Annotated in this window: 21 protein-coding genes; 15 read left to right on the top strand and 6 right to left on the bottom strand. The window is 40.6% G+C overall.

Annotated elements, in window-relative coordinates:
- Nucleotides 1–443: 443 nt before the first annotated feature.
- The 14 genes from mnmE (at nt 444) to O1D97_RS09205 (ending at nt 14,145) form a co-directional block, all read left to right on the top strand.
- Nucleotides 444–1,823 carry a tRNA uridine-5-carboxymethylaminomethyl(34) synthesis GTPase MnmE gene (gene mnmE / locus O1D97_RS09270; protein ID WP_269124956.1) on the top strand — a complete coding sequence of 460 codons (1,380 nt, stop codon included), beginning with the start codon at nt 444–446 and terminating at the stop codon, nt 1,821–1,823.
- Nucleotides 1,824–2,567: 744 nt separating this feature from the next.
- The gene (gene mnmG, locus O1D97_RS09265) at nt 2,568–4,457 is read left to right on the top strand and encodes a tRNA uridine-5-carboxymethylaminomethyl(34) synthesis enzyme MnmG (protein ID WP_269124954.1); all 1,890 of its coding nucleotides are present in this window, start codon (nt 2,568–2,570) and stop codon (nt 4,455–4,457) included.
- Between the two features lie 39 nt (nt 4,458–4,496).
- Nucleotides 4,497–5,129 (top strand): 16S rRNA (guanine(527)-N(7))-methyltransferase RsmG, encoded by a 633-nt coding sequence (rsmG, locus tag O1D97_RS09260; RefSeq protein ID WP_269124952.1) that lies wholly within the window; start codon nt 4,497–4,499, stop codon nt 5,127–5,129.
- Complete coding sequence (locus tag O1D97_RS09255; protein WP_269124951.1) at nt 5,129–5,899, top strand: ParA family protein; 771 nt, start codon at nt 5,129–5,131, stop codon at nt 5,897–5,899. Before rsmG ends, O1D97_RS09255 begins: the two co-directional genes overlap by 1 nt.
- A 48-nt stretch (nt 5,900–5,947) precedes the next feature.
- A complete protein-coding gene (locus O1D97_RS09250) occupies nt 5,948–6,829 on the top strand; it encodes a ParB/RepB/Spo0J family partition protein (RefSeq protein WP_269124949.1) in 882 nt (293 codons plus the stop codon).
- Between the two features lie 203 nt (nt 6,830–7,032).
- On the top strand, nt 7,033–7,437 hold the full coding sequence (locus tag O1D97_RS09245; protein ID WP_269124947.1) for an ATP synthase subunit I: 405 nt from the start codon (nt 7,033–7,035) through the stop codon (nt 7,435–7,437).
- A gap of 52 nt (nt 7,438–7,489) precedes the next feature.
- A complete protein-coding gene (atpB, locus tag O1D97_RS09240) occupies nt 7,490–8,311 on the top strand; it encodes a F0F1 ATP synthase subunit A (protein WP_191601690.1) in 822 nt (273 codons plus the stop codon).
- An 84-nt stretch (nt 8,312–8,395) separates the two neighbouring features.
- A complete protein-coding gene (atpE, locus tag O1D97_RS09235) occupies nt 8,396–8,653 on the top strand; it encodes a F0F1 ATP synthase subunit C (RefSeq protein ID WP_009834415.1) in 258 nt (85 codons plus the stop codon).
- 57 nt (nt 8,654–8,710) lie between these two features.
- Nucleotides 8,711–9,181, top strand: a complete 471-nt coding sequence (locus O1D97_RS09230; RefSeq protein ID WP_191601689.1) for a F0F1 ATP synthase subunit B — start codon at nt 8,711–8,713, stop codon at nt 9,179–9,181.
- A gap of 11 nt (nt 9,182–9,192) precedes the next feature.
- Nucleotides 9,193–9,729: a F0F1 ATP synthase subunit delta gene (locus O1D97_RS09225; protein ID WP_269124936.1), complete on the top strand. Its 537-nt coding sequence runs from the start codon at nt 9,193–9,195 to the stop codon at nt 9,727–9,729.
- A gap of 39 nt (nt 9,730–9,768) precedes the next feature.
- On the top strand, nt 9,769–11,313 hold the full coding sequence (gene atpA, locus O1D97_RS09220; protein WP_269124934.1) for a F0F1 ATP synthase subunit alpha: 1,545 nt from the start codon (nt 9,769–9,771) through the stop codon (nt 11,311–11,313).
- An 87-nt stretch (nt 11,314–11,400) separates the two neighbouring features.
- Complete coding sequence (gene atpG / locus O1D97_RS09215) at nt 11,401–12,261, top strand: F0F1 ATP synthase subunit gamma (RefSeq protein ID WP_191601686.1); 861 nt, start codon at nt 11,401–11,403, stop codon at nt 12,259–12,261.
- A gap of 28 nt (nt 12,262–12,289) precedes the next feature.
- Complete coding sequence (atpD, locus tag O1D97_RS09210; protein ID WP_269124932.1) at nt 12,290–13,666, top strand: F0F1 ATP synthase subunit beta; 1,377 nt, start codon at nt 12,290–12,292, stop codon at nt 13,664–13,666.
- A gap of 62 nt (nt 13,667–13,728) precedes the next feature.
- On the top strand, nt 13,729–14,145 hold the full coding sequence (locus O1D97_RS09205; protein WP_191601684.1) for a F0F1 ATP synthase subunit epsilon: 417 nt from the start codon (nt 13,729–13,731) through the stop codon (nt 14,143–14,145).
- 79 nt (nt 14,146–14,224) lie between these two features.
- Here the strand turns inward: O1D97_RS09205 and O1D97_RS09200 are convergent, their stop codons facing one another.
- The gene (locus tag O1D97_RS09200; RefSeq protein WP_269124929.1) at nt 14,225–14,965 is read right to left on the bottom strand and encodes a TrmB family transcriptional regulator; all 741 of its coding nucleotides are present in this window, start codon (nt 14,963–14,965) and stop codon (nt 14,225–14,227) included.
- Nucleotides 14,966–15,137: 172 nt separating this feature from the next.
- Between O1D97_RS09200 and tcdA the strand changes: the two genes are divergently transcribed.
- Nucleotides 15,138–15,917 (top strand): tRNA cyclic N6-threonylcarbamoyladenosine(37) synthase TcdA, encoded by a 780-nt coding sequence (tcdA, locus tag O1D97_RS09195; RefSeq protein WP_269124927.1) that lies wholly within the window; start codon nt 15,138–15,140, stop codon nt 15,915–15,917.
- Nucleotides 15,918–15,980: 63 nt separating this feature from the next.
- Here tcdA and O1D97_RS09190 read toward each other — a convergent pair whose 3' ends face one another.
- The 5 genes from O1D97_RS09190 to O1D97_RS09170 all read right to left on the bottom strand — a co-directional run bounded on the left by O1D97_RS09190 (nt 15,981) and on the right by O1D97_RS09170 (nt 21,998).
- Nucleotides 15,981–17,741: a M14 family metallopeptidase gene (locus O1D97_RS09190; RefSeq protein WP_269124925.1), complete on the bottom strand. Its 1,761-nt coding sequence runs from the start codon at nt 17,739–17,741 to the stop codon at nt 15,981–15,983.
- Entirely contained in the window at nt 17,738–18,589 is an 852-nt protein-coding gene (locus O1D97_RS09185) for an ABC transporter permease (RefSeq protein ID WP_269124923.1), read from the bottom strand. Before O1D97_RS09185 ends, O1D97_RS09190 begins: the two co-directional genes overlap by 4 nt.
- A 4-nt stretch (nt 18,590–18,593) precedes the next feature.
- Nucleotides 18,594–19,517, bottom strand: coding sequence for an ABC transporter permease (locus tag O1D97_RS09180; protein ID WP_269124921.1), 924 nt, complete (start codon nt 19,515–19,517; stop codon nt 18,594–18,596).
- A gap of 113 nt (nt 19,518–19,630) precedes the next feature.
- Nucleotides 19,631–21,160, bottom strand: a complete 1,530-nt coding sequence (locus O1D97_RS09175; RefSeq protein WP_269124919.1) for an ABC transporter substrate-binding protein — start codon at nt 21,158–21,160, stop codon at nt 19,631–19,633.
- Between the two features lie 46 nt (nt 21,161–21,206).
- Nucleotides 21,207–21,998, bottom strand: coding sequence for an ATP-binding cassette domain-containing protein (locus O1D97_RS09170; RefSeq protein WP_269124917.1), 792 nt, complete (start codon nt 21,996–21,998; stop codon nt 21,207–21,209).
- Nucleotides 21,999–22,026: the final 28 nt, after the last annotated feature.

Here is a 22,026-nt window from a genome sequence, read left to right as displayed (position 1 = left end):
TCAAGAATCATGATTTCGTCAATACGAAACTTCTCGATAGATCACCATAAATAAGGGATATATTATACGCAAAAATACCCGTCACGGAGGTTTTCTTAGACGAAATACCTCAGTCCTAATGACATATTCAACTTGTTTTTCCCTATATTGATCAAATAATACTGAAACAGAGATAAAGAAAGTGTTTATAGAGCCTAAATCTGTATAAATCCAGGCTCTATAGTGCATTTACTTACCTTTAATAAAATGAGCTTTAAACCAGAACGTATTTTTTCAAAGCAAATTCAACACCTCGAATTTCAGCTAGGCCTTTCATACGCCCTAAATCTGAGTAGCCAGATTTGGCGTCTCTATGTTTGATGTAACGTGAGAATTATTGCGCTTATTTTCAGACTAAGGGACAATCTAGACAATCATTCTTATTCTCAGGAAAAATCCATTTTATGACAGACTTTAGCCAATCCATTGATAAAGACACTATTGTCGCTCAAGCAACACCACCCGGACGAGGAGGTGTTGGAATAGTCCGCTTATCGGGTCCAGCAAGTCTTTCCATTGCTGAGCAAATTATTGGTTTTATACCGACTCCTAGAAATGCTCACTATGTGCCGTTTAAAGGTAAAGAAAATGAACAAATAGATATGGGAATAGCGCTTTATTTTCCAGGACCAAATTCTTTTACTGGAGAAGATGTCTTTGAGCTACAAGGACATGGAGGACCAGTAATAATTGATATGTTACTGGAGAGATCACTAGCGTTAGGTGCAAGATTAGCTCGTCCAGGCGAATTTTCTGAAAGAGCCTTTTTAAATGACAAAATGGACTTAACACAGGCCGAAGCCATTGCCGATTTGATTGACTCATCATCTAAACAGGCTGCTAAATGCGCCCTACGATCTTTGCAAGGAGCCTTTTCTAAACGTATAGATTTACTGCTTGAGTCACTTATTAATCTACGTATCTATGTTGAAGCCGCTATTGACTTTCCAGAAGAAGAAATTGACTTCATTAGTGATGGCAAAGTGGCGGGGGATTTGGCTGGGATACAAGAAAATCTACAAAACGTCTTAAAAGAAGCTAAGCAAGGCTCCATTATTCGTGAAGGGATGAATGTTGTTATTGCAGGCCGACCAAATGCAGGTAAATCAAGCTTGCTAAATGCTTTATCAGGTAAAGAGTCAGCCATTGTTACTAGTATCGAAGGCACAACAAGAGATGTTCTTAGAGAGCATATTCACATAGATGGAATGCCATTGCATATAATTGATACGGCTGGATTACGAGAAAGCCCAGATGAAGTAGAACAAATAGGCATTCAGCGTGCTTGGCAAGAAATACATAAAGCCGATCGAATTTTATTAATGGTTGACAGTGAAAACACACAAAATTTAGATCCAGTTAGAATTTGGCCTGAATTTGTTAATCAATTACAAAGTCACAAGCATTTAACCATAGTACGTAACAAAATCGATCTAACTCAAGAAAGTACAAAAATTGAAACCGTAAATGGTATTCCAGTCATTTCCTTATCAGCCAAGACTCACACTGGGTTAAATTACTTAACCCAACACTTAAAAGATATTATGGGATATGACAGTACAACGGAAGGTGGATTCATTGCTCGCCGTCGTCATATAGAAGCATTAAATAAAGCCAATAGATTTCTGATCGCGGGAAGTGAGCAACTTCATGGTTTTGGTGCTGGAGAGCTTTTAGCTGAAGACCTAAAAGAAGCTCAGAATGCCCTTAGTGAAATTACCGGAGCTTTTACCAGCGATGATCTTTTAGGACGTATTTTTGGTTCATTTTGTATTGGTAAATAAGACTATTAATAAATAGACCTCTCTTCAAAATGCCTGTCCTACGCTAGAAGTATGCGTCAGGCCCTTCCAAAAGCCATCACTATTATTTCTCCATATATCACGTGTGTTTTTATACACATTGCAGATATTTTTTATTCTCTTCAAACTATCAACAATTCCTATTTGAAGTTATTCACTAGCTAAAATAGTTTAAAAAATAAGGACTTTTGCACAAAAAAGGTAAAAAGATCAAAAATTTTATCTTTTTTAGACTTTTATTTTTGTGGATATTTTTTCAAAAGGAACAAAAAAAACCGTCTTAACAACTATAATAAATACTTTAATTTCAGTATCTTATAAAAAACAATCAATCTAAGAGCGTATGTGCATAACTTTGGTGATAGATAGTCCGTATGTTTTGCACAGTTTTTAACAACTCAGCCTCTTTTTTTTACCCGTGTATAAGTGACTAGGTTATCCACAAGATTGGGTTATCCACAACACATGATGTCCCTAGTGTTTATAACAAGAATCAAAAACTATAATATAATGAAAATTATAGTTTTTTTAAAGTTATCAACAGAATATGTCTTGCTATATAAACATAAACAAAATAAGAACTACATAGTAATACTACTATTTATATATTATTGATGACCGGTATTTAGCTTTGGGGAAGTCTTTCTTTTTCAATATTTGAAGATATACTAGGCGGCCTTCGAATCAGTTGTTCGTTTTTTATTCATTTATCGGTATGAGGTTTTTGTGAATTTCCCTAGTCGTTTTGGTGTAATTGTTGTTGGTGGTGGTCATGCTGGAACAGAAGCGGCACTTGCTTCAGCTCGTATGGGGGTTCAAACACTTTTATTGACCCATAATATTGAAACATTAGGTCAAATGTCCTGTAATCCTGCGATTGGAGGCATTGGTAAATCCCATCTAGTGAAAGAAATTGATGCATTGGATGGTGCTATGGCATTAGCTACCGATAAAGCAGGTATTCAATTTAGAACATTAAATTCACGTAAAGGACCTGCAGTTAGAGCAACAAGAGCTCAAGCAGATCGAATTTTATATAAAGCCGCTATTCGTCATACGTTAGAAAACCAAGAAAACTTATGGCTATTCCAACAAGCATGCGAAGATTTAATTGTTGAATCTGGCGAAGCTAGAGGTGTTGTAACACAAACAGGTATTCGATTTTTAAGTGATACTGTGGTGTTAACAGCAGGAACTTTTTTAGGTGGTTTAATCCATATTGGATTAGAAAATCATTCTGGAGGACGTGCTGGAGATCCGCCATCAATTGGCCTTGCTGAAAAGTTACGAGCATTGCCTTTTCGTGTTGATCGTTTAAAAACAGGAACGCCTCCAAGAATTGATGCTCGTACAGTCGATTTTAGTGTTATGGAATCCCAGCCAGGAGATATTATTACTCCAGTAATGTCGTATATGGGGAACAGAGAGCTACATCCTACTCAAATTAATTGTTTCATTACCCATACAAATGAAAAAACCCACGACATTATTCGTTCTGGGATGGATCGTTCTCCAATGTATACTGGTGTTATCGATGGAATAGGTCCTCGTTATTGTCCATCAATAGAAGATAAAATTGTTCGTTTTGCCGATAAAAATTCACATCAAATATTTGTTGAACCAGAAGGATTAACCACCCATGAGCTTTATCCAAATGGTATTTCAACTTCGTTACCATTTGATGTGCAATTAGAATTAGTGCGTTCTATGAAAGGGTTTGAAAATGCACATATTACTCGTCCAGGTTATGCTATTGAGTATGATTATTTTAACCCACAAGATCTTAAATATTCATTAGAAACAAAGCATATGCCAAGATTATTCTTCGCTGGACAAATAAATGGAACAACAGGCTATGAAGAAGCTGGAGCGCAAGGGTTATTAGCTGGATTGAATGCTGCATTATTGTCTCAAGGGAAAGAATCTTGGTGTCCTCGTAGAGATGAAGCCTATTTAGGGGTTTTAGTTGATGATCTTATTTCGATGGGAACCAAAGAACCATACCGAATGTTTACTAGTCGTGCAGAATATCGTCTCATTTTACGTGAAGATAATGCTGATCTACGTTTAACTGAAAAAGGCCGTGAACTTGGATTGGTTTCAGATGCTCGATGGGAAGCGTTCTGCAAAAAACGTGAAGCAATTGAACTTGAGACAGCCCGACTAAAATCTACCTGGATTGTTCCTAACTCACCGGAATCAGAAATCATTAATCCAAAGCTTGAAACGCCTATCTCTCATGAGTACAGTTTAATGGATTTGTTGCGTCGTCCAGGTATTGAATATGCGGATGTTGCAAACTTAAAAAATGTACCTGAAGTTTCGGTACCTGATCAAGTGTCCGAACAAGTGCAAATAGCGGTAAAATATGCGGGTTATATTTCTCGACAAGCCGATGATATTGAACGTATGCGCCGTCAAGAGAATACTCTTTTACCAAAAGATATGGATTACAGCATCATTGAGGGTCTATCAAATGAAGTTAAACAAAAACTGATTTTAATGAAGCCTGAAACACTTGCTGCTGCATCCAGGATCCCTGGTGTAACGGCCGCTGCTGTATCTTTATTGCTAGTCAGTTTAAAAAAACGTGCGATTGCTAGAAAAAGTGCCTAGAATCTGATGCCAACTGGCTATTAACCAACGGATTCAACAGTGACACATTTTGAAACTTTAAAAAAAGGCGCCCAATCTATGGGCGTTGATTTATCTGACGACACCTTTTTAACTCTTGTAAATTACCTTGAGTTACTTGAAAAGTGGAATAAAGCATATAACTTAACGGCAATTCGTGACCCTCAGTTAATGATTGATTTACATTTACTCGACAGTCTTGCCACCCTACCTTTTATAACCGGTAATGAGATCATTGATGTAGGGACTGGACCGGGATTACCTGGAATGGTCTTAGCGATTTGCCTACCGGGAAAAAATTTCACATTACTTGATAGTAATGGAAAAAAGACACGTTTTCTTACTCAAGTTAAAATGGAGTTAGGAATAAATAACGTCTCTATTTTTAATGAAAGAGTTGAAAAACACACTCAGCAAGGTTATTACGACCACGTTATTTCAAGAGCGTTTGCTTCTCTAGAAGATATGATTAACTGGACGTTACCATTGCCCAATGAAAACGGAAATTTCTTAGCCATGAAAGGCGTTTATCCAGAGTCTGAAATACAGCAATTGCCGGATGATGTTGAAGTTCAAGATATAACTTCTTTAACAGTAACCAATGTTGAGGCAGAGCGTCATCTAGTTAGAATGGTTCGCAAAGGAAAGAACTAATGGCAAAAACAATAGCCGTTACTAATCAAAAGGGTGGAGTCGGTAAAACAACCACTTGTGTTAACCTTGCAGCGTCTTTAGCCGCAATGAAACGTCGAGTATTAGTGATAGACCTTGACCCACAAGGTAATGCAACTACAGGTAGCGGTATTACCAAAGAAGGACTAACAACCAGTGTATTTGATGTTCTTGTTGGTACCCATGGTGTTAAAGACGTCATGCTAGCAACGGATCCCGCTGGTTATTCGATATTACCTGCGAACTCAGATTTAACGGGTGCAGAAATTGTTCTTTTGGATTTACCGAGCAAAGAAACACGTTTGCGTGCTGCTTTATATGAAGTGGACAACGAATTTGATTATATTCTGCTTGATTGCCCTCCTTCTTTAAATATGCTGACAGTAAATGCAATGGCTGCTGCTCAGGGAGTGCTTATACCTGTTCAATGTGAATACTATGCTCTTGAAGGGTTAACTGCATTGTTGCAAACCATTGAGAGAATTACGGAATCGCTAAATCCTTCGTTGGTTATTGAAGGTATTTTAAGAACCATGTATGACCCTAGACCCAGCTTAACTCACGATGTTTCTCAGCAGTTGGTTAAGCATTTTGACACTAAAGTATACGATACTGTTATTCCTAGAAATATTCGCTTGGCTGAAGCGCCAAGCTATGGGTTGCCTGTATTGCACTATGAGAAGCAATCTCGAGGTGCTATGGCGTATTTAGCGCTAGCAGCCGAATTTATACGTAAAAACAAAACCAAGTAACGAACATTGAACAAATAACGGTTTAGAACTCAACCTAAGGTTTATATCATGACAACAAAAAAACGTGGATTAGGACGAGGATTAGATGCGTTATTAGCACCTAAAGTGTCGTCTTCTAATACGTCAGATGAAGCGATAACGGAATCTGAGCAAGTTAATGGCTTAACTTATTTGCCTTTAAATTGGCTGCACAAAGGTAAATTCCAACCGCGTCGTGATATGAATCCTGCTCTTTTGGAAGAACTGGCGGCTTCTATTAGAACTCAAGGCATAATGCAACCTATTGTTGTTAGGCCAATTGATGCTAATAGTTATGAAATTATTGCGGGTGAACGACGTTGGAGAGCCGCTAAATTAGCTGAATTAACCCAGGTCCCGGTTATTGTTCGACATGTCGATGACAGTGACGCTATTGTTCTAGCTCTCATTGAAAACATTCAACGAGAGGATTTAAATCCTGTTGAAGAAGCGTTCGCTTTACAGCGACTGGTTGAGGAGTTCCATCTTACTCAACAAGAAGTTGCTGATACGGTAGGAAAATCTCGTTCATCCGTAGCAAACCTTCTTCGATTACTAACGTTAACAACAGAAGTAAGGCGTTTGTTAGAACATGGCGATCTCGAAATGGGGCATGCACGCGCTTTATTGCCATTAGAGCATGACCTTCAAATTCAAGCCGCTTCGCAGGTTGTTACAAAGAGCTTATCTGTACGAGAAACAGAACGCCTGGTCAAATCGATGCAACAACCTAAACCATTAGATAAACCTAATACCTTAAATTATAGTGAATATGAAGCGACGATTAGTAAGCGTCTGAATACCGATGTTAAAATCCAATCTACGGCGAAAGGTAAGGGTAAGTTGATTATAGATTATCGTAATCCTGAGCATTTAGAGCTGCTAATAAGTGAATGGTTTAATAAGAATTAAAGTATATTAAGCGTAATATGTCGTTTATGGTGCGATTCTCTAATTATATGATCAATCCTGAATCACTTTAAGTTGAATGAAAGGCTTATTCCCCATATAATGCGTCGGATTTTAGAAAATCCTAGGTTAAGTATTTACCAAGCTGTAAATGAAACTTAGCTGTTAAGTTAAGTTATCTAACAGCTATTGGAGTAATGATATTGATGGTAAGTAATAAACCTCTTAGCTCAAAAGAGTTAATAGCGGCAAAAAAGAAATCGGTATTTAAATTTCTTTTTATACAACTTGTCTTTGCTTTTTTGACCGCGGGTTTCGTTTGGTTTAGCTTTGACAAAGTCGTTGCCTATTCTTTTTTATTAGGGGCTTTATCTAGTTTAGTACCAAGTTTGTATTTTGCTTTTCGAGTATTTGGAAAAGTAGGAGTGAGACCAGCACAGGAAATAGTAAAATCATTTTACCGAGGTGAGGCGGGGAAGTTAGTAATGACTTCCGTTATTTTGTCCTTAGTCTTTATTTTGGTAAAACCCTTAGTTGCAGGGGCTTTTTTTTGTGGTTTTGGATTAGCAATTTTGAGTCATTGGCTCAGCCCAGCATTCATACGACATTGAATCTATGATGTGGGACAACAGTTTTTTATCATTAAAAGGGCGTGGATAGTATATGGCTAGTGAAAATCCAACAGCTTCTGAGTATATACAGCATCACTTACAGAATTTGACCTTTGGTCAACATCCTGATGGTAGCTGGGGCATTGCACATGGTGCAGCAGAAGCGGCAGAAATGGGGTTTTGGGCAATTCATTTAGATACAATGGGGTTCTCCATTGCGCTAGGTGTGTTGTTTCTTTGGTTGTTTAGATCAGCTGCGAAAAAAGCGCATGCAGGTGTTCCAACAGGCATACAAAACTTTGTTGAATTAATGGTTGAGTTTGTTGACGGTAGTGTTAAGGAAACTTTCCATGGAAAAAGCAAAGTAATTGCTCCATTAGCGTTAACAATATTCGTCTGGGTATTCTTGATGAATACGATGGACTTGATACCTGTTGATTTTCTTCCTGCTTTGGCTGGATTAATGGGTATTGAATACATGAAAGTTGTACCAACAACTGATATGAATGCAACTTTAGGTATGGCATTCTCCGTGTTTGCTTTAATTATCTATTACAGCATTAAAGTAAAAGGTGTTGGTGGCTTTATTGGTGAGTTAACGTTACAACCATTTGGTAAATGGATGATTCCGTTTAATTTACTTTTAGAAGGTGTTGGCTTGATTGCAAAACCAATCTCTTTAGCACTTCGATTATTCGGTAATTTATATGCCGGTGAACTGATCTTTATTTTGATTGCTATTTTACCTTTCTGGGTACAATGGGCTCTGTCAGTTCCTTGGGCAATTTTCCATATCTTAGTAATTGTATTGCAAGCGTTTATCTTTATGATGCTTACAATTGTTTACTTGAGTATGGCGCACGAAGAGCATTAATTGTTACTAAATTAGACAATAGTGTTACTTAGTAAAAATTTTTATAAACCTTGAATCTAAAACTGTGAAAATGTAGGAGTTAAAATGGAAACTGTAGTTGGTCTTACTGCGATCGCTGTAGCCCTTCTAATCGGTCTAGGTGCCTTAGGTACTGCGATTGGTTTTGGTCTACTAGGTGGTAAATTTTTGGAAGGCGCTGCGCGTCAACCTGAGATGGTTCCAATGCTGCAAGTTAAAATGTTCATCGTAGCGGGTCTTCTTGATGCCGTAACAATGATCGGTGTTGGTATTGCGTTGTTCTTCACTTTCGCTAACCCATTCGTTGCTCAGGTTGCTGGCTAAGTTCTTGCGTATATTTCGTAAAAACTTTTTTAAACGACTTAGAGCGAGGACATTAGCGTGAATTTGAATCTCACACTCTTCGGCCAAGCTATTTCGTTTGCCATTTTCGTCTGGTTCTGCATGAAATACGTGTGGCCACCAGTCATTGCTGCGCTAGAAGAGCGCAGCAAGAAAATTGCAGATGGTTTAGAAGCAGCGAACCGTGCTTCACGAGATCTTGAGTTAGCACAAGAACAAGCTACTCAAGCATTGAAGGAAAGCAAAGCTCAAGCAGCCGAGATTATTGAACAAGCCAACAAACGTGCAAACCAAATTATTGATGAGGCGAAAGAGCAAGCATTGACTGAAGGTCAGCGTTTGCGTACAGCCGCTCAGGCAGAGATCGAACAAGACGTGATGCGTGCTAAAGAAGCATTACGTTCTCAAGTTTCTCTACTTGCAGTGACTGGCGCTGAGAAAATTTTGGGAGCCATTGTTGACGAGAAAGCCCATAGCGAGCTAGTTGAAAAACTCGCAGCAGAGCTTTAAGCGAGGGTCCAATGGCTGAATTAAAGACAGTCGCGCGCCCGTATGCAAAAGCAGCGTTTGACGTGGCACGTGAAAACAATCAGGTTGTGGAATGGGACAGTATGCTTAGCGTATTTGCTCTTTCTGCGAATGATAAGAAATTTTCACAAGCTCTAGCAAACCCTTCTTTTAGTGCGGAAGAAAAGGCAGGTGCTCTAGCTGATGTATGTTCTGAAGTTTCAACTACTGAAGGGAAAGCATTTTTGCTTACCTTAGCGGAAAATAATCGTTTGTCATTATTGCCTGCTATTTCAGCGTTGTTTAACGAATTCAGATTGAATAGTGAAAAAGCGGTGGACGTTGTTGTCACATCCGCTTTTCCTTTGACAACTGAACAGGAAAATACATTAGCCGTTTCATTAGGTAAAAAGTTAGATCGTACGATCAAGCTATCTAGTGAAACAGACGCAAGCCTAATTGGTGGCGTGGTTATCCGAACAGGTGACTTAATCATCGACGGTTCAGTACGCGGTAAATTAGCGAAACTGGCCGAGGCGATAAACTCCTAGTGTTTTGAAAAAATCGAAACCAGGGTTGAGGAATTTAGCATGCAGCAACTGAATCCATCTGAGATCAGTGAGATCATTAAGAAGCGTATTGACAATCTTGATGTTTCTTCTGATGCCCAAAATGAGGGCACAATTGTCAGCGTAGCAGACGGTATCGTGTTGATTCACGGTCTAGCTGACGTAATGTACGGGGAAATGATTGAATTCCCTGGTGGTATCTATGGTATGGCATTAAACCTAGAGCGTGACTCTGTAGGTGCTGTAGTATTGGGTAACTACCAAAACCTTGTAGAAGGTCAAAAAGTTAAATGTACTGGTCGTATCTTGGAAGTTCCAATCGGTCCAGAACTATTAGGTCGTGTTGTTGACGCATTGGGTAATCCAATCGACGGCAAAGGTCCTGTCAATGCACAATTAACTGATGCCGTTGAAAAAGTTGCACCTGGTGTAATCGAACGTCAATCAGTAGATCAACCAATACAAACAGGTTACAAAGCAGTTGATGCTATGGTTCCTGTAGGTCGTGGTCAGCGTGAGTTGATCATCGGTGACCGCCAAATTGGTAAAACGGCACTTGCTATCGATACTATCATTGCTCAAAAAGAGAGTGGTATTAAATGTATCTATGTTGCCATTGGTCAAAAGCAATCTACTATTGCTAACGTAGTTCGCAAATTAGAAGAAGCGGGTGCAATGGAATATACAACAGTCGTTGCTGCGGGTGCATCTGACCCTGCTGCTATGTTGTTCTTAGCTCCATACACTGGTTGTACTATGGGTGAATACTTCCGTGATCGCGGTGAAGATGCACTGATCGTATATGATGATTTGACTAAACAAGCTTGGGCTTACCGTCAAATCTCATTGCTATTGCGTCGTCCACCAGGTCGTGAAGCTTACCCTGGTGACGTATTTTACTTACACTCTCGTCTTCTTGAGCGTGCGTCTCGTGTAAACGTGGACTATGTAGAAGCATTTACCAAAGGTGAAGTGAAAGGTCAGACAGGTTCTTTGACTGCACTACCTATCATCGAAACTCAAGGTGGTGACGTTTCTGCGTTCGTACCAACTAACGTAATCTCGATTACTGATGGCCAGATTTTCTTGGAAGCAAGTGCTTTCAACGCAGGTATTCGTCCTGCAATGAATGCTGGTATCTCGGTATCTCGTGTTGGTGGTGCAGCTCAGACTAAAATAGTTAAAAAACTAGGCGGTGGTATTCGTCTAGCATTAGCGCAATACCGTGAATTGGCTGCCTTTGCTCAGTTCGCTTCTGATCTTGATGAAGCAACTCGTAAGCAGCTTGAACATGGTAAGCAGGTTACTGAACTGATGAAGCAAAAGCAGTTTAGTCCAATGCCTGTTGCTGACATGGGCGTTATCCTTTACGCTGCTAATGATGGCTACCTTGCAGATGTTGAAACAAGCAAAATTGGCAGTTTTGAAGTGTCTTTGTTGGGCTATATGCACAGCGAACATGCAGATTTGATGGCTGACATCAACAAAACTGGTAATTATAACGGCGAGATTGAAGCAACTTTTAAAGCGGCAATCGAGAAGTTTAAAGCGACACAAACTTGGTAATGGCTTTGGTGGCGTTGGTCTAGAATCAGACGCCGCCAATCCATCTCTGTTGTTTGTGAATTAACATTCTCACAAGGGCAGTTCATTATGGCAGTCGGAAAAGAGATACGCACACAGATTGCGAGCATTAACAATACGCGTAAAATTACTCGTGCTATGGAAAAAGTAGCAGCAAGTAAAACGCGTAAAGCTCAGGATCGTATGGCTTCTTCTCGTCCGTATGCGGAGCGAATTCGCCAAGTTATTGGCCATTTGGCTAATGCTAATCCTGAGTACAAACACCGTTACCTTACCGATCGTGAGGCGAAGCGTGTTGGTTATATCATAGTCTCATCTGATCGTGGTTTGTGTGGTGGTTTGAATGTCAATATATTCAAAGCAGCATTAAGAGACATGAAGCAGTATTCTGATGAAGGTATTGAAATTGATATCTGTGCCATCGGTAGTAAAGCTGTATCATTCTTTAAAAACTACGGCGGTAATGTGGCAGCTGCGGTTACTGGTTTAGGTGACGCACCTGAAGCATCTGTCCTAGTAGGCAGTGTTAAGGTCATGCTGGATGCATTTGATGAAGGTCGTCTTGATCGTTTATATGTTGTTTCTAACGAGTTCGTAAATACGATGACTCAGAAACCAACGGTTGAGCAACTTTTACCGCTTAATGCAGAAGAGAATGAACAATTACAACACCACTGGGATTACATTTACGAACCTGAGGCCATTGATATTCTTGATGGGTTATTAGTTCGTTTCATCGAATCTCAAGTATATCAAGCAGTTGTTGAAAATATTGCGTGTGAGCAAGCCGCTCGAATGTTGGCTATGAAAAACGCGACAGATAACGCTGGTGATATCATCGATGAACTACAGTTGGTGTACAACAAGGCTCGTCAGGCTGCGATTACTCAGGAAATTTCTGAGATTGTAAGCGGCGCGGCAGCGGTTTAAGGTATTTTGGTATTAAGAGGATCCGAACATGAGTAGCGGACAAATCGTACAGATTATAGGTGCGGTCATCGACGTGGAATTTCCACGTGACAGTGTGCCAAAGATATATGATGCCCTGACAATCGAGGGCAAAGAGTTGGTGTTGGAAGTTCAACAGCAGCTTGGTGATGGTATCGTGCGTACTATCGCAATGGGATCAACAGAAGGTATGAAACGTGGTCTAGTTGTAGACAATACGAATCACCCTGTAAGTGTTCCTGTAGGTACAAAAACACTAGGGCGTATTATGGACGTTCTAGGTAATCCAATTGACGAAAAAGGTCCAATTGGCGCAGAAGAAAGCTGGTCTATTCACCGTGCAGCACCAAGCTATGCGGAGCAATCTTCTGGTAATGAACTTTTAGAAACTGGTATCAAGGTAATCGACCTTGTTTGTCCGTTCGCGAAAGGTGGTAAAGTTGGTCTGTTTGGTGGTGCCGGTGTTGGTAAAACTGTAAACATGATGGAACTTATCCGTAACATCGCCATCGAGCACAGTGGTTATTCTGTATTCGCTGGTGTTGGTGAACGTACTCGTGAAGGTAACGATTTCTACCATGAGATGACTGATTCGAACGTAATCGATAAAGTATCTCTAGTATATGGTCAGATGAATGAGCCTCCAGGTAACCGTTTACGTGTTGCTTTGACTGGTTTGACAATGGCGGAGAAATTCCGTGACGAAGGTCGTGACGTATTGTTCTTCGTAGATAACATCTACCGTTACACTTTGGCGGGTACAGAAGTATCTGCATTGTTGGGTCGTATGCCTTCTGCTGTAGGTTACCAACCAACACTTGCTGAAGAAATGGGTGTTCTTCAAGAGCGTATCACGTCTACTAAGACGGGTTCGATCACATCTATCCAAGCGGTATACGTACCTGCGGATGACTTGACAGATCCATCTCCAGCAACCACTTTCTCTCACTTGGATGCAACGGTTGTATTGTCTCGTGATATCGCTGCTTTGGGTATCTACCCTGCGATTGACCCTCTAGACAGTACGTCTCGTCAGTTGGATCCTCTTGTAATTGGTCAAGAACATTACGACGTAGCTCGTGGTGTACAGACTGTATTACAACGTTATAAAGAATTGAAAGACATCATCGCAATCTTGGGTATGGATGAGTTATCTGAAGAAGATAAGCAAACGGTTAACCGTTCTCGTAAAATCCAGCGTTTCTTGTCTCAGCCTTTCTTCGTAGCTGAAGTATTTACGGGTGCGCCAGGTAAGTATGTTTCTTTGAAAGATACTATCCGCGGCTTTAAAGGCATCCTAGATGGTGAGTTTGATGACTTACCAGAGCAAGCGTTCTACATGATTGGCAGCATCGACGAAGCCGTTGAGAAAGCTAAAAAACTTTAACCATGCATAACCGAAGCTTATAAAATTGAGCTTCGGTTAAGCCTGAACAAGAGAGGCATCTTATGGCTATCACAGTACACTGCGATATCGTAAGCGCTGAGCAAGAGATTTTCTCTGGATCGGTAGAGACTCTTGTGGCAGCCGGTAGTTTTGGTGATCTAGGTATTAAACCTGGACATGCGCCATTATTGACTCCACTGATTCCAGGCCCTGTTCGCGTGGTTAAACAAAATGGTGAAGAAGAGATTATCTTCGTATCGGGTGGTTTCCTAGAAGTGCAACCACATCGTATTACTGTTTTGGCAGATACCGCTATTCGTGCTCATGATCTGGACGAAGCGGCTTCACTAGAAGCTAAAAAACACGCAGAAGAATTATTGAGTCAACAAAACTCTGATATTGATTTTTCTCGTGCATCGGCTGAACTTGCTGAAGCTGTTGCTCGCTTACGTACAATTAGTCAATTACGTCATAAGTAATTAACTAACAGCGTTACGAGTCAAAAAAACCACCTTTGTGAAAACTTGGGTGGTTTTTTTTATGCTTGAATCATGAGTTTTATAACAACTTCCATAAAGTATCAAAAATGATTTGTTGTGCTTTAGAAATGTCTTTTGATTCAAGCACGACAGCGGAAGGGAAGTTATCATTAGCCAAGGAAATAATGGCGCACTTGGGAGGGTAAATAGCAATGTAACTGGCGTCTACTGCACCTTCTGTTTTGATCCATTTACGTTGGGATAATTCGGCATCTTCACCACCATCACCGATAGCGATAACCTTAACATTAATACCAAGCTTGACTCGTTGCTTCGTATAAGTTGGAAAAGGGCGGTATAAATAAGGTCGTATAGGCTTAGAAGAAAATACACAATATTCTTTATGGTCCTGTTGAGATACTACATCCAGAATGTCTCTAAGTACCCATTCAATACCATCATCGCCCTCGTAATAGCGTACATTTGTCTGGCTATAGTTTGGCTGTTGTTGTTGCAAACTCGGAATAATCGTTGTTTTCAGGGATTCAATGGTTTTCTCTAATCGTTGCTGTTTCTCTTCCGCTAGCCTTAATAGGATATCGGGACTTTCAGCAGAAAAGAAGCGACGCTTACCTTTAGGGAAATAGCTTACAATACCTTTAGCTTGTAATTGTTTAAGTGATTCATAAGCAGCACCTCTGTTTACGCCACTTTTTTCAGCGATATCGCGAATAGAGGCATGACCAAGTTGTAATAAGGTTTGGTATAATTGCGTTTCTCTTGGTGTTAAACCAAGTTGTTCGAATGCTTGCTGAATCATGCTGTTATAAAGCCTTTTGATTTACGGTATTTTCTGAAAGCAGGTCGAATAAAGTTCAATAGAATTCAGTTCTAATGAAGTTAGTTCACCAATGTGATTTTTAGTATAGTTTTAATTCTAGAAATGCATTTAATTTAAAAATGATAACAGATTTATTTTTGAGGTGTTATAGGTGTCAGAAGAACAGCGTTTTGGTGGAATCCGCCGCTTATACGGAGTCAAAGCGTATGAGTATTTTACCCAAGCACATGTGTGTGTTGTTGGTATTGGTGGAGTTGGCGCCTGGGCGGCCGAAGCATTAGCGAGATCGGGTATTGGTCATATTACGCTAATCGATATGGATGATATTTGTATCACTAATACGAATCGTCAGATACACGCTTTAGATGGCAACGTCGGTAAAGCGAAGGTAGATGTGATGGCGGAACGTATTAAGTTGATTAACCCTAATTGCCAAGTGAATGCTGTTGAAGATTTTGTGACACCAGAGAATGTCGCGGAATTGCTTAATAATCAATACGATTATGTTATCGACGCAATCGACAGCCTGAAACCAAAAGCCGCGATGGTGGCATGGTGCCGCCGCAATAAAGTTAAGATCATTACGATCGGTGGTGCTGGCGGTCAAATTGACCCGACTAAAGTTCAAATTGCGGATTTATCCCGTACTGAAAGAGATCCATTGGCCGCTAAGCTAAGAAACTTTTTAAGGCGTCATAGTAATTTTCCTAAAAATGTCAAACGACGATTTGAAATTGAATGTGTGTATTCTACGGAGCAGCTGAGATATCAACACGAAGATGGAAACATTAGCCTGCAGCGTCCTGACTGGGGTGCTAACACCAAACTTGGCTGTGATTCAGGCTTTGGCTCAAGCACTGTCGTTACCGCTACCTTCGGCCTAGTCGCCGCTGGTCGAGTGCTAGAAAAACTTACAAAATTGGCGGATTAATAGAGTAGGGAATGCAGCAGTAGCATTCTATATTTCTAAGAGCATGCTCTACTGCTGTAAATATTAAGGTGTTAAACGTGCTGACAAAGCTTGATGTGCTTCATAAGCTGCCAGTACCGTAGCTGTTTGTATATTATGTCCAGTTATAAAGTGTTTACCGTATAGGGTCTCATCTGGGTATTCAGTGATGAGTTGTATCGGAATGTCCTCAGGTTTGCCATGTGAAATTAAACAAGGAAAACCATTGATAATACGGAAGTCAGCTTCCCCTGCATGCAATTGATAAAGCTCGATTTGTTCTTTGTTAAATGCCATTACACCGGGAATTTTGGTCAACTCTTGGGTCACTAGATGAATGAAGTCTTCGGCGTATTGAGACCATTTTTCTTCTTTACTGTGACGTAAAATCAAGAAAAACCCTTTTGGTATGGTCCACATGTCAAAGCCTCGAGGCACATAACCTGAGAGAGGGCGAGTCCATTCATGAGATGGATAACCGTGCAAGTTGATGTGTAAATCCGCTTGGCTGATGGCTCTCGCTTGATAGCGAATATCTTTTTCATAGAAGGGTTCTGTAGAGCGGTATTCTAAATCATCGCCTAATGCCGTGTATCGAGCCGCATGATGCATATGATGGGGGTTATCTGAGATGAGCCGCTGATGCAGAGCATAACCATCTGGGTTTTCAAGAGGAGAAATAGTAAAGTGGCTATTTTGTTTTTGCTGTAATATTTGAGCGGCACGTAATGTCCCAATAACGCCTGTCGTTTCATTTGCATGTTGTCCCCCACTGATCATTACCGGAAAGTCTGCTCCTTGATGGTAACAAGCGTTAATAATTCTTCCGGTAACCGTTTTCGTATTAAATTGAACCCCGCTAATGGTTTCTAACTCTGTCTGGACCTGAGACATACTCAGTGGAGAGTTGGCAAACGTCAATGTTTGTTGTCCCTGACTGTGCTGAGTTTGATAGCAACGGTCTTCTATCGTAATACTTAAACTACCTTCATCTACATAATGAATTTCTGGGACAATTTGTCCTGGCTGGCCTTTGCGATCATTAGGGTTATGCCCCGCTTTTACCTTGAACCATTCTTGTATTGAGAAATAAAAGTCTTCGTGTAGCGCTTCACTCAGGCTGAGTACTTCATGCTTATAGGGTAAAGGCTGATCTTTCCAAGGCAAGGTAACGTGAATATTCAGTTCTTCGAAGTAAGGTTCTGTCTCTTTCCATGAGTGTTTAGCGATAGCGGACATGCCTTGGTTAAAAAGAATCTCGTAATCCGTTAACAGGCGCTCATTCTGAGTAACCTTTCCTGCAGGGTTGGTGACTTTCAGCCAACCCGTCGGGGATAGATGAGACTGCTTAATCAGATCAAGGTGAAGTTTATTAGGTGCAAACACTTTATATTGAGTCTGGATTCCAGATTCAGAACGGAGAATGACATTGTAAAAGTCAGTTGCTTGCGTATTCGCAATGTAATAAACCTGAGCGTTACCAAGCAAAGCTGAAAGAGGGTAGGTTTCTAGTAGAAAACGTTTTTCTGATGCTTCGGGATGTAACGGATAATGGACTTCTATGCGACTAATCTGATTAGCGACTAAGTCGATATCTTCTATAAAAAAATGCAATAAGGGCTTATAAGCACTGCGTAATTTGGCTTTGACTCCCCGTTTTAACAGGGTTGCTTCAGCCATTTGACGATGCACTTTATCGCCAAATACCCACGCCTCTATCAGGTGTTCTTGATAGTCTATTTTGCCAAACTGCTCAATTAATTGCTGTATTGTTGGTTCGATGGTCGTCGAAAAAATATGGCTCATCGTGATGTCCTACCTGTAGGATCAAGGCTGTCTCGAAGCCAGTCTCCTAATAGGTTTAAACCCAGAACCGTTAACAGTATTGCTAATCCAGGGAAGACACTCACCCACCAAGCATTTTGAATATAAGTACGTCCATCCGCTAACATGCCACCCCAGCTTGGAGTTAATGGATCAACACCCAGCCCAAGAAAAGTTAAACTACTTTCTAGTAGGATGTTATTGGCTACATTAAGTGTTGTAAGCACAATAACAGGTCCAATTAAATTCGGTAGAAGATGACGAAACAGAATATTAAAATGGCTGACCCCTATGGCCTCAGCGGATTGGATAAATTCTCGATCGCGTAGTGACAGTACCGACCCTCGGACTAATCTTGCATACTGTACCCATTGAGAAATGATTAGCAAGAAAATCATATTCGCTAATCCACCACCAACAATAGCAATAAAAGTAATGGCTAATAAAATAAATGGCATGGCTAACTGAACATCGGCAAATCGCATTACAATGACATCCCAGAAACCACGATAGTAACCAGAAATAAGCCCCATAATGACACCTAGGACAACGGCTCCAGCAACCGATAAAAACCCGACTTGAAGTGATACTTTGCCGCCAGCAACGACCCTAGCAATAATATCTCTGCCAAGGGGGTCTGTTCCAAAGAAGTGATCTGGATGAGTAAAAGGTTCTAATAAGCGAGAGGATAAATTAATTTTATCGGCTCCTTGAAACAAAAAGTCGGAAAAGACGACTAAGAAGCAAATGCCGCCCGTTAATAAAGCGCCAAGAATAAATTCAAGGCTCTTATAATTAGATAGATTTACACTAAAACGATTCGCTGACATCTTATTACTCCGTACGAATGCGTGGATCGATCAAGCCATAGGCAATATCAACCAATAGGTTAACGCCAACGATAAGCATCGATAGAATGGTGATAACGGCTTGTAGCACTGGGTAATCACGGCCACTTACTGCATCAAAAGCAAGTGTGCCAAGTCCTGGCCAATTGAAAACACGTTCAATCACAACGATTCCACCTAATAGACCGCCAAATTGTAGGCCGAAGTAGGTAATAAGGGGGATCGCACAATTACGTAGAGCGTGCTTATAAAGGACGGTGTTTTCACTCAAGCCTTTTGCCCTTGCAACCATAATGTATTGCGCCTGTAGTGTTTCCAGCATGGAAGAACGTACTAGTCGAACATTGGTGGCGGTTAGAATGATGGCCATGGTAAAGGCGGGCATTAAGAAGCTGGCGAAGCCATCCATGCCGCTTGGTGGAAGCCACTGAAGCCAAATTGAAAAAACTAAAACCAACATGAGAGCAAGCCAAAAGTTGGGAAAGGATAAACCAATTAGAGAGAGGATTCTGATGGTTTGATCTGCCCATTTTCCCTTTGATACTGCGGCTTTAATACCTAAAGGAATGGAAATAACGATAGAAACAAACATAACCGATGCGGCCAACATTAATGTGGCTGGCAATGATTTACTGATCAAGTCTGCAACGGGTGTTCCGCCCATAAAACTACGGCCAAAGTCAAAAACGAATAAACCTTTTAAAAATTCATAATATTGAATGAAAAAGGGTTTATTAATACCTAATGCTTCACGAATCATCATGAGGTCCGCTTCGGTAACACTGCCGGCTCCTTGAGTCAGCATAAGGGCTGGATCCCCTGTTAGACGTATTGCAAAAGCCACGATTAAAGTTACTGCTAGCAGTACAAAAATAGCTTGCAGAAATCGTTTCATTAAAAAGTTCGCCATGACTTTTTCCTTTAAAAAGATAGCCTTTCAAAAAACAGTAAGCATTGCTCTATTGATAAAAGTGTTAATGAATAGAGCAATGCGGTTTACTCGAGTAAAGTTAGAACATAGACCTATTCAACCGTTACATCTGTTAAACGTAAGCGGCTATCAGGTACAGGTGTGAAATTTTTAACTCTTTTAGATACACCAAAAATGGCATTTAAGTTATATAGAGGCATTTCTAAAGCACGATTTGATGTGTAGTTTGCAATACTTTTCAAAATCTCTTCGCGTTTATCTCTATCTGTAATGGAGCGTTGAGACTCAAGCAATGCATCTAACTCTGGATCGCTGTCATATGGATTCCACTTTTCTCCAGTGTGATACATGAAGTAAGCCGTATTATCATAATCAAGCGTCCAACCTCCCCATGATTGTTGAAACATCTCACCCGTTTTACCCGCTGGAATAATGTCATTTAATAGAACATTGGTTTCATAAGGTTTGATGGTGGCATTTAAGCCTATAACTTGTAGATAACTCGCAACGGCTTGAGAAACTTCATTAAAAGTCGCGTTATTACCACGAATATCTATTTGTAATTTGGTTCCTGGCTGGATTCCAGCTGCTTTTAATAGCTGCATGGCTTTGCTCGGATCATAAGGTAAAGGCTTCATTGTAGGGTCTTCACCAAATGAAATAGCACTTTGGAAGCTTGCTATAGGTGCCGCTTGTCCTCCTAAAATAGAATCTATAATGGCTTGACGATCCACGCCATAAATTAACGCCTTACGAACACGCTCATCTTTGGTGATGCCATCTCTGGTATTGAAACGTAAAGCATAAACCGTCGGACTGATCGTTGTTGCTATCGTAAGGTTTGGGTCTTTTTCTATGGTGGTAATCATTCCTATTGGAATCGTTGGCGGAATGACTAAGTCGACACGTCCAGACTGAAGCTCTGCAACGGCAGTAGATGGCTCGCTAATAAAACGATAATTAAGGTTAGTTAGTTTTGGAGCACCACCCCAATGCTGACTGAACGCTTCTAGCTTAATCCCGACTTTTGGCTCATAAGAAGAAAATTTGAATGGACCGGTTCCCATTGGGTGAGTATTAAAGAAGTCTTCACCATTTTCTTGAATGTATTTTGGCGGCACTATCATGGCTCCGTAGCCAGCGAGCTTTGTTAGCAAAACAGGGTCTGCAGCCTTTAAATGAAAGTCGATTGTGTAATCATCAATAACTTCAACGGTATCAATGGCTGCGTAATTCGATCGTTGAGGACCTTTTCTGCCTTCGTCACCCATTAAGCGATCAAAGGTAAATTTTACTGATGCTGAGTTAAATGCTTCACCGTTATGAAATGTCACGCCTTCTCGTAAAGTAAAGCGAATGCGTTTACCTTCATCTAACTGCTCCCATGATGTAGCCAAACCTGGTTGTAACTTTAGATCTGGACCTCGGTAGGTCAAACCATCATACATATTAGTGGCAACAGCAGCCCAATTGACCAAAAAAGTGTCAATAGGATCCCAACTGCCAGGGTCTTGTGGGGAAGAGACGGTTAATGTGCTAGCAAAGCTTAAGCTTGCCATGGCCAAACTACTGGTTACAGCAAAGGTTTTTAATGCTGTTTTGAAGGTGCTTTTTTTGTTCATCTTTCAACTCTCCGTTCTTTTGTGATCGTTGTGAAAATTATTCTTCTTATGGTGCATCTGCGACAAAATGTCCCGGAGCGATTTCTCGATGCGGAACAATACTGGGCTCATTTCCTACACGACGTACAGGGCTGGGGATTTCACCGGTTAGACGACCAAGATTACGGGTAATCGTTGGATCCGCAATTGGCACCGCACTCAGTAAACGCTGTGTATAAGGATGGGATGGTGTTTCTAGAACTTGCTGACGAGATCCCAGTTCGGCGACTTGACCTAGGTACAAAACAGCCACTCTGTGGCTCATTTTCTCAACGACAGCCATGTCATGACTAATAAATAAGTAAGCAATGCCATGCTCTTCTTGAAGCTCCATGAAGAGATTAATAATTTGGGCTTGAATAGAAACATCTAGAGCGGATAAAGCTTCATCCGCAATAATTAATTTAGGGTTAGATGCCAGTGCTCTGGCGATACAAATTCGTTGGCGCTGCCCACCGGAAAACTGGTGTGGATAACGATCTGCATGTTCAGAGCTTAATCCAACACGTTCTAATAATTCATATACTCTTTGTTGAATTTTTTGTTCACCACGAATTAAATTATGGGTTTTTATTGGCTCAGCAATAGAGAACCCAATGGTTTTTCTAGGGTCTAGTGACGCTAGAGGGTCTTGGAAAATGTATTGAATTTCCTGACGTAATCTCTGTTTATCCGCTTTACTCATATCGGAAAAAGGGTTGCCTTCAAAGCTAATATCACCACTAGTTGCTTGCTGTAATTGTTGAATGGTTCTACCAATAGTGGATTTACCGGAACCCGATTCACCAACAAGAGCCAATGTTTCACCGTGATATATATCAAAGCTG

Origin of the sequence: Marinomonas phaeophyticola, assembly GCF_026966905.1 — a bacterium.
In the GTDB taxonomy this organism is placed as follows: Bacteria; Pseudomonadota; Gammaproteobacteria; order Pseudomonadales; family Marinomonadaceae; genus Marinomonas; species Marinomonas phaeophyticola.
The sequence above is the reverse complement of the archived record's forward strand: the minus strand, read 5'-3'. Positions and strand labels throughout refer to the sequence as shown.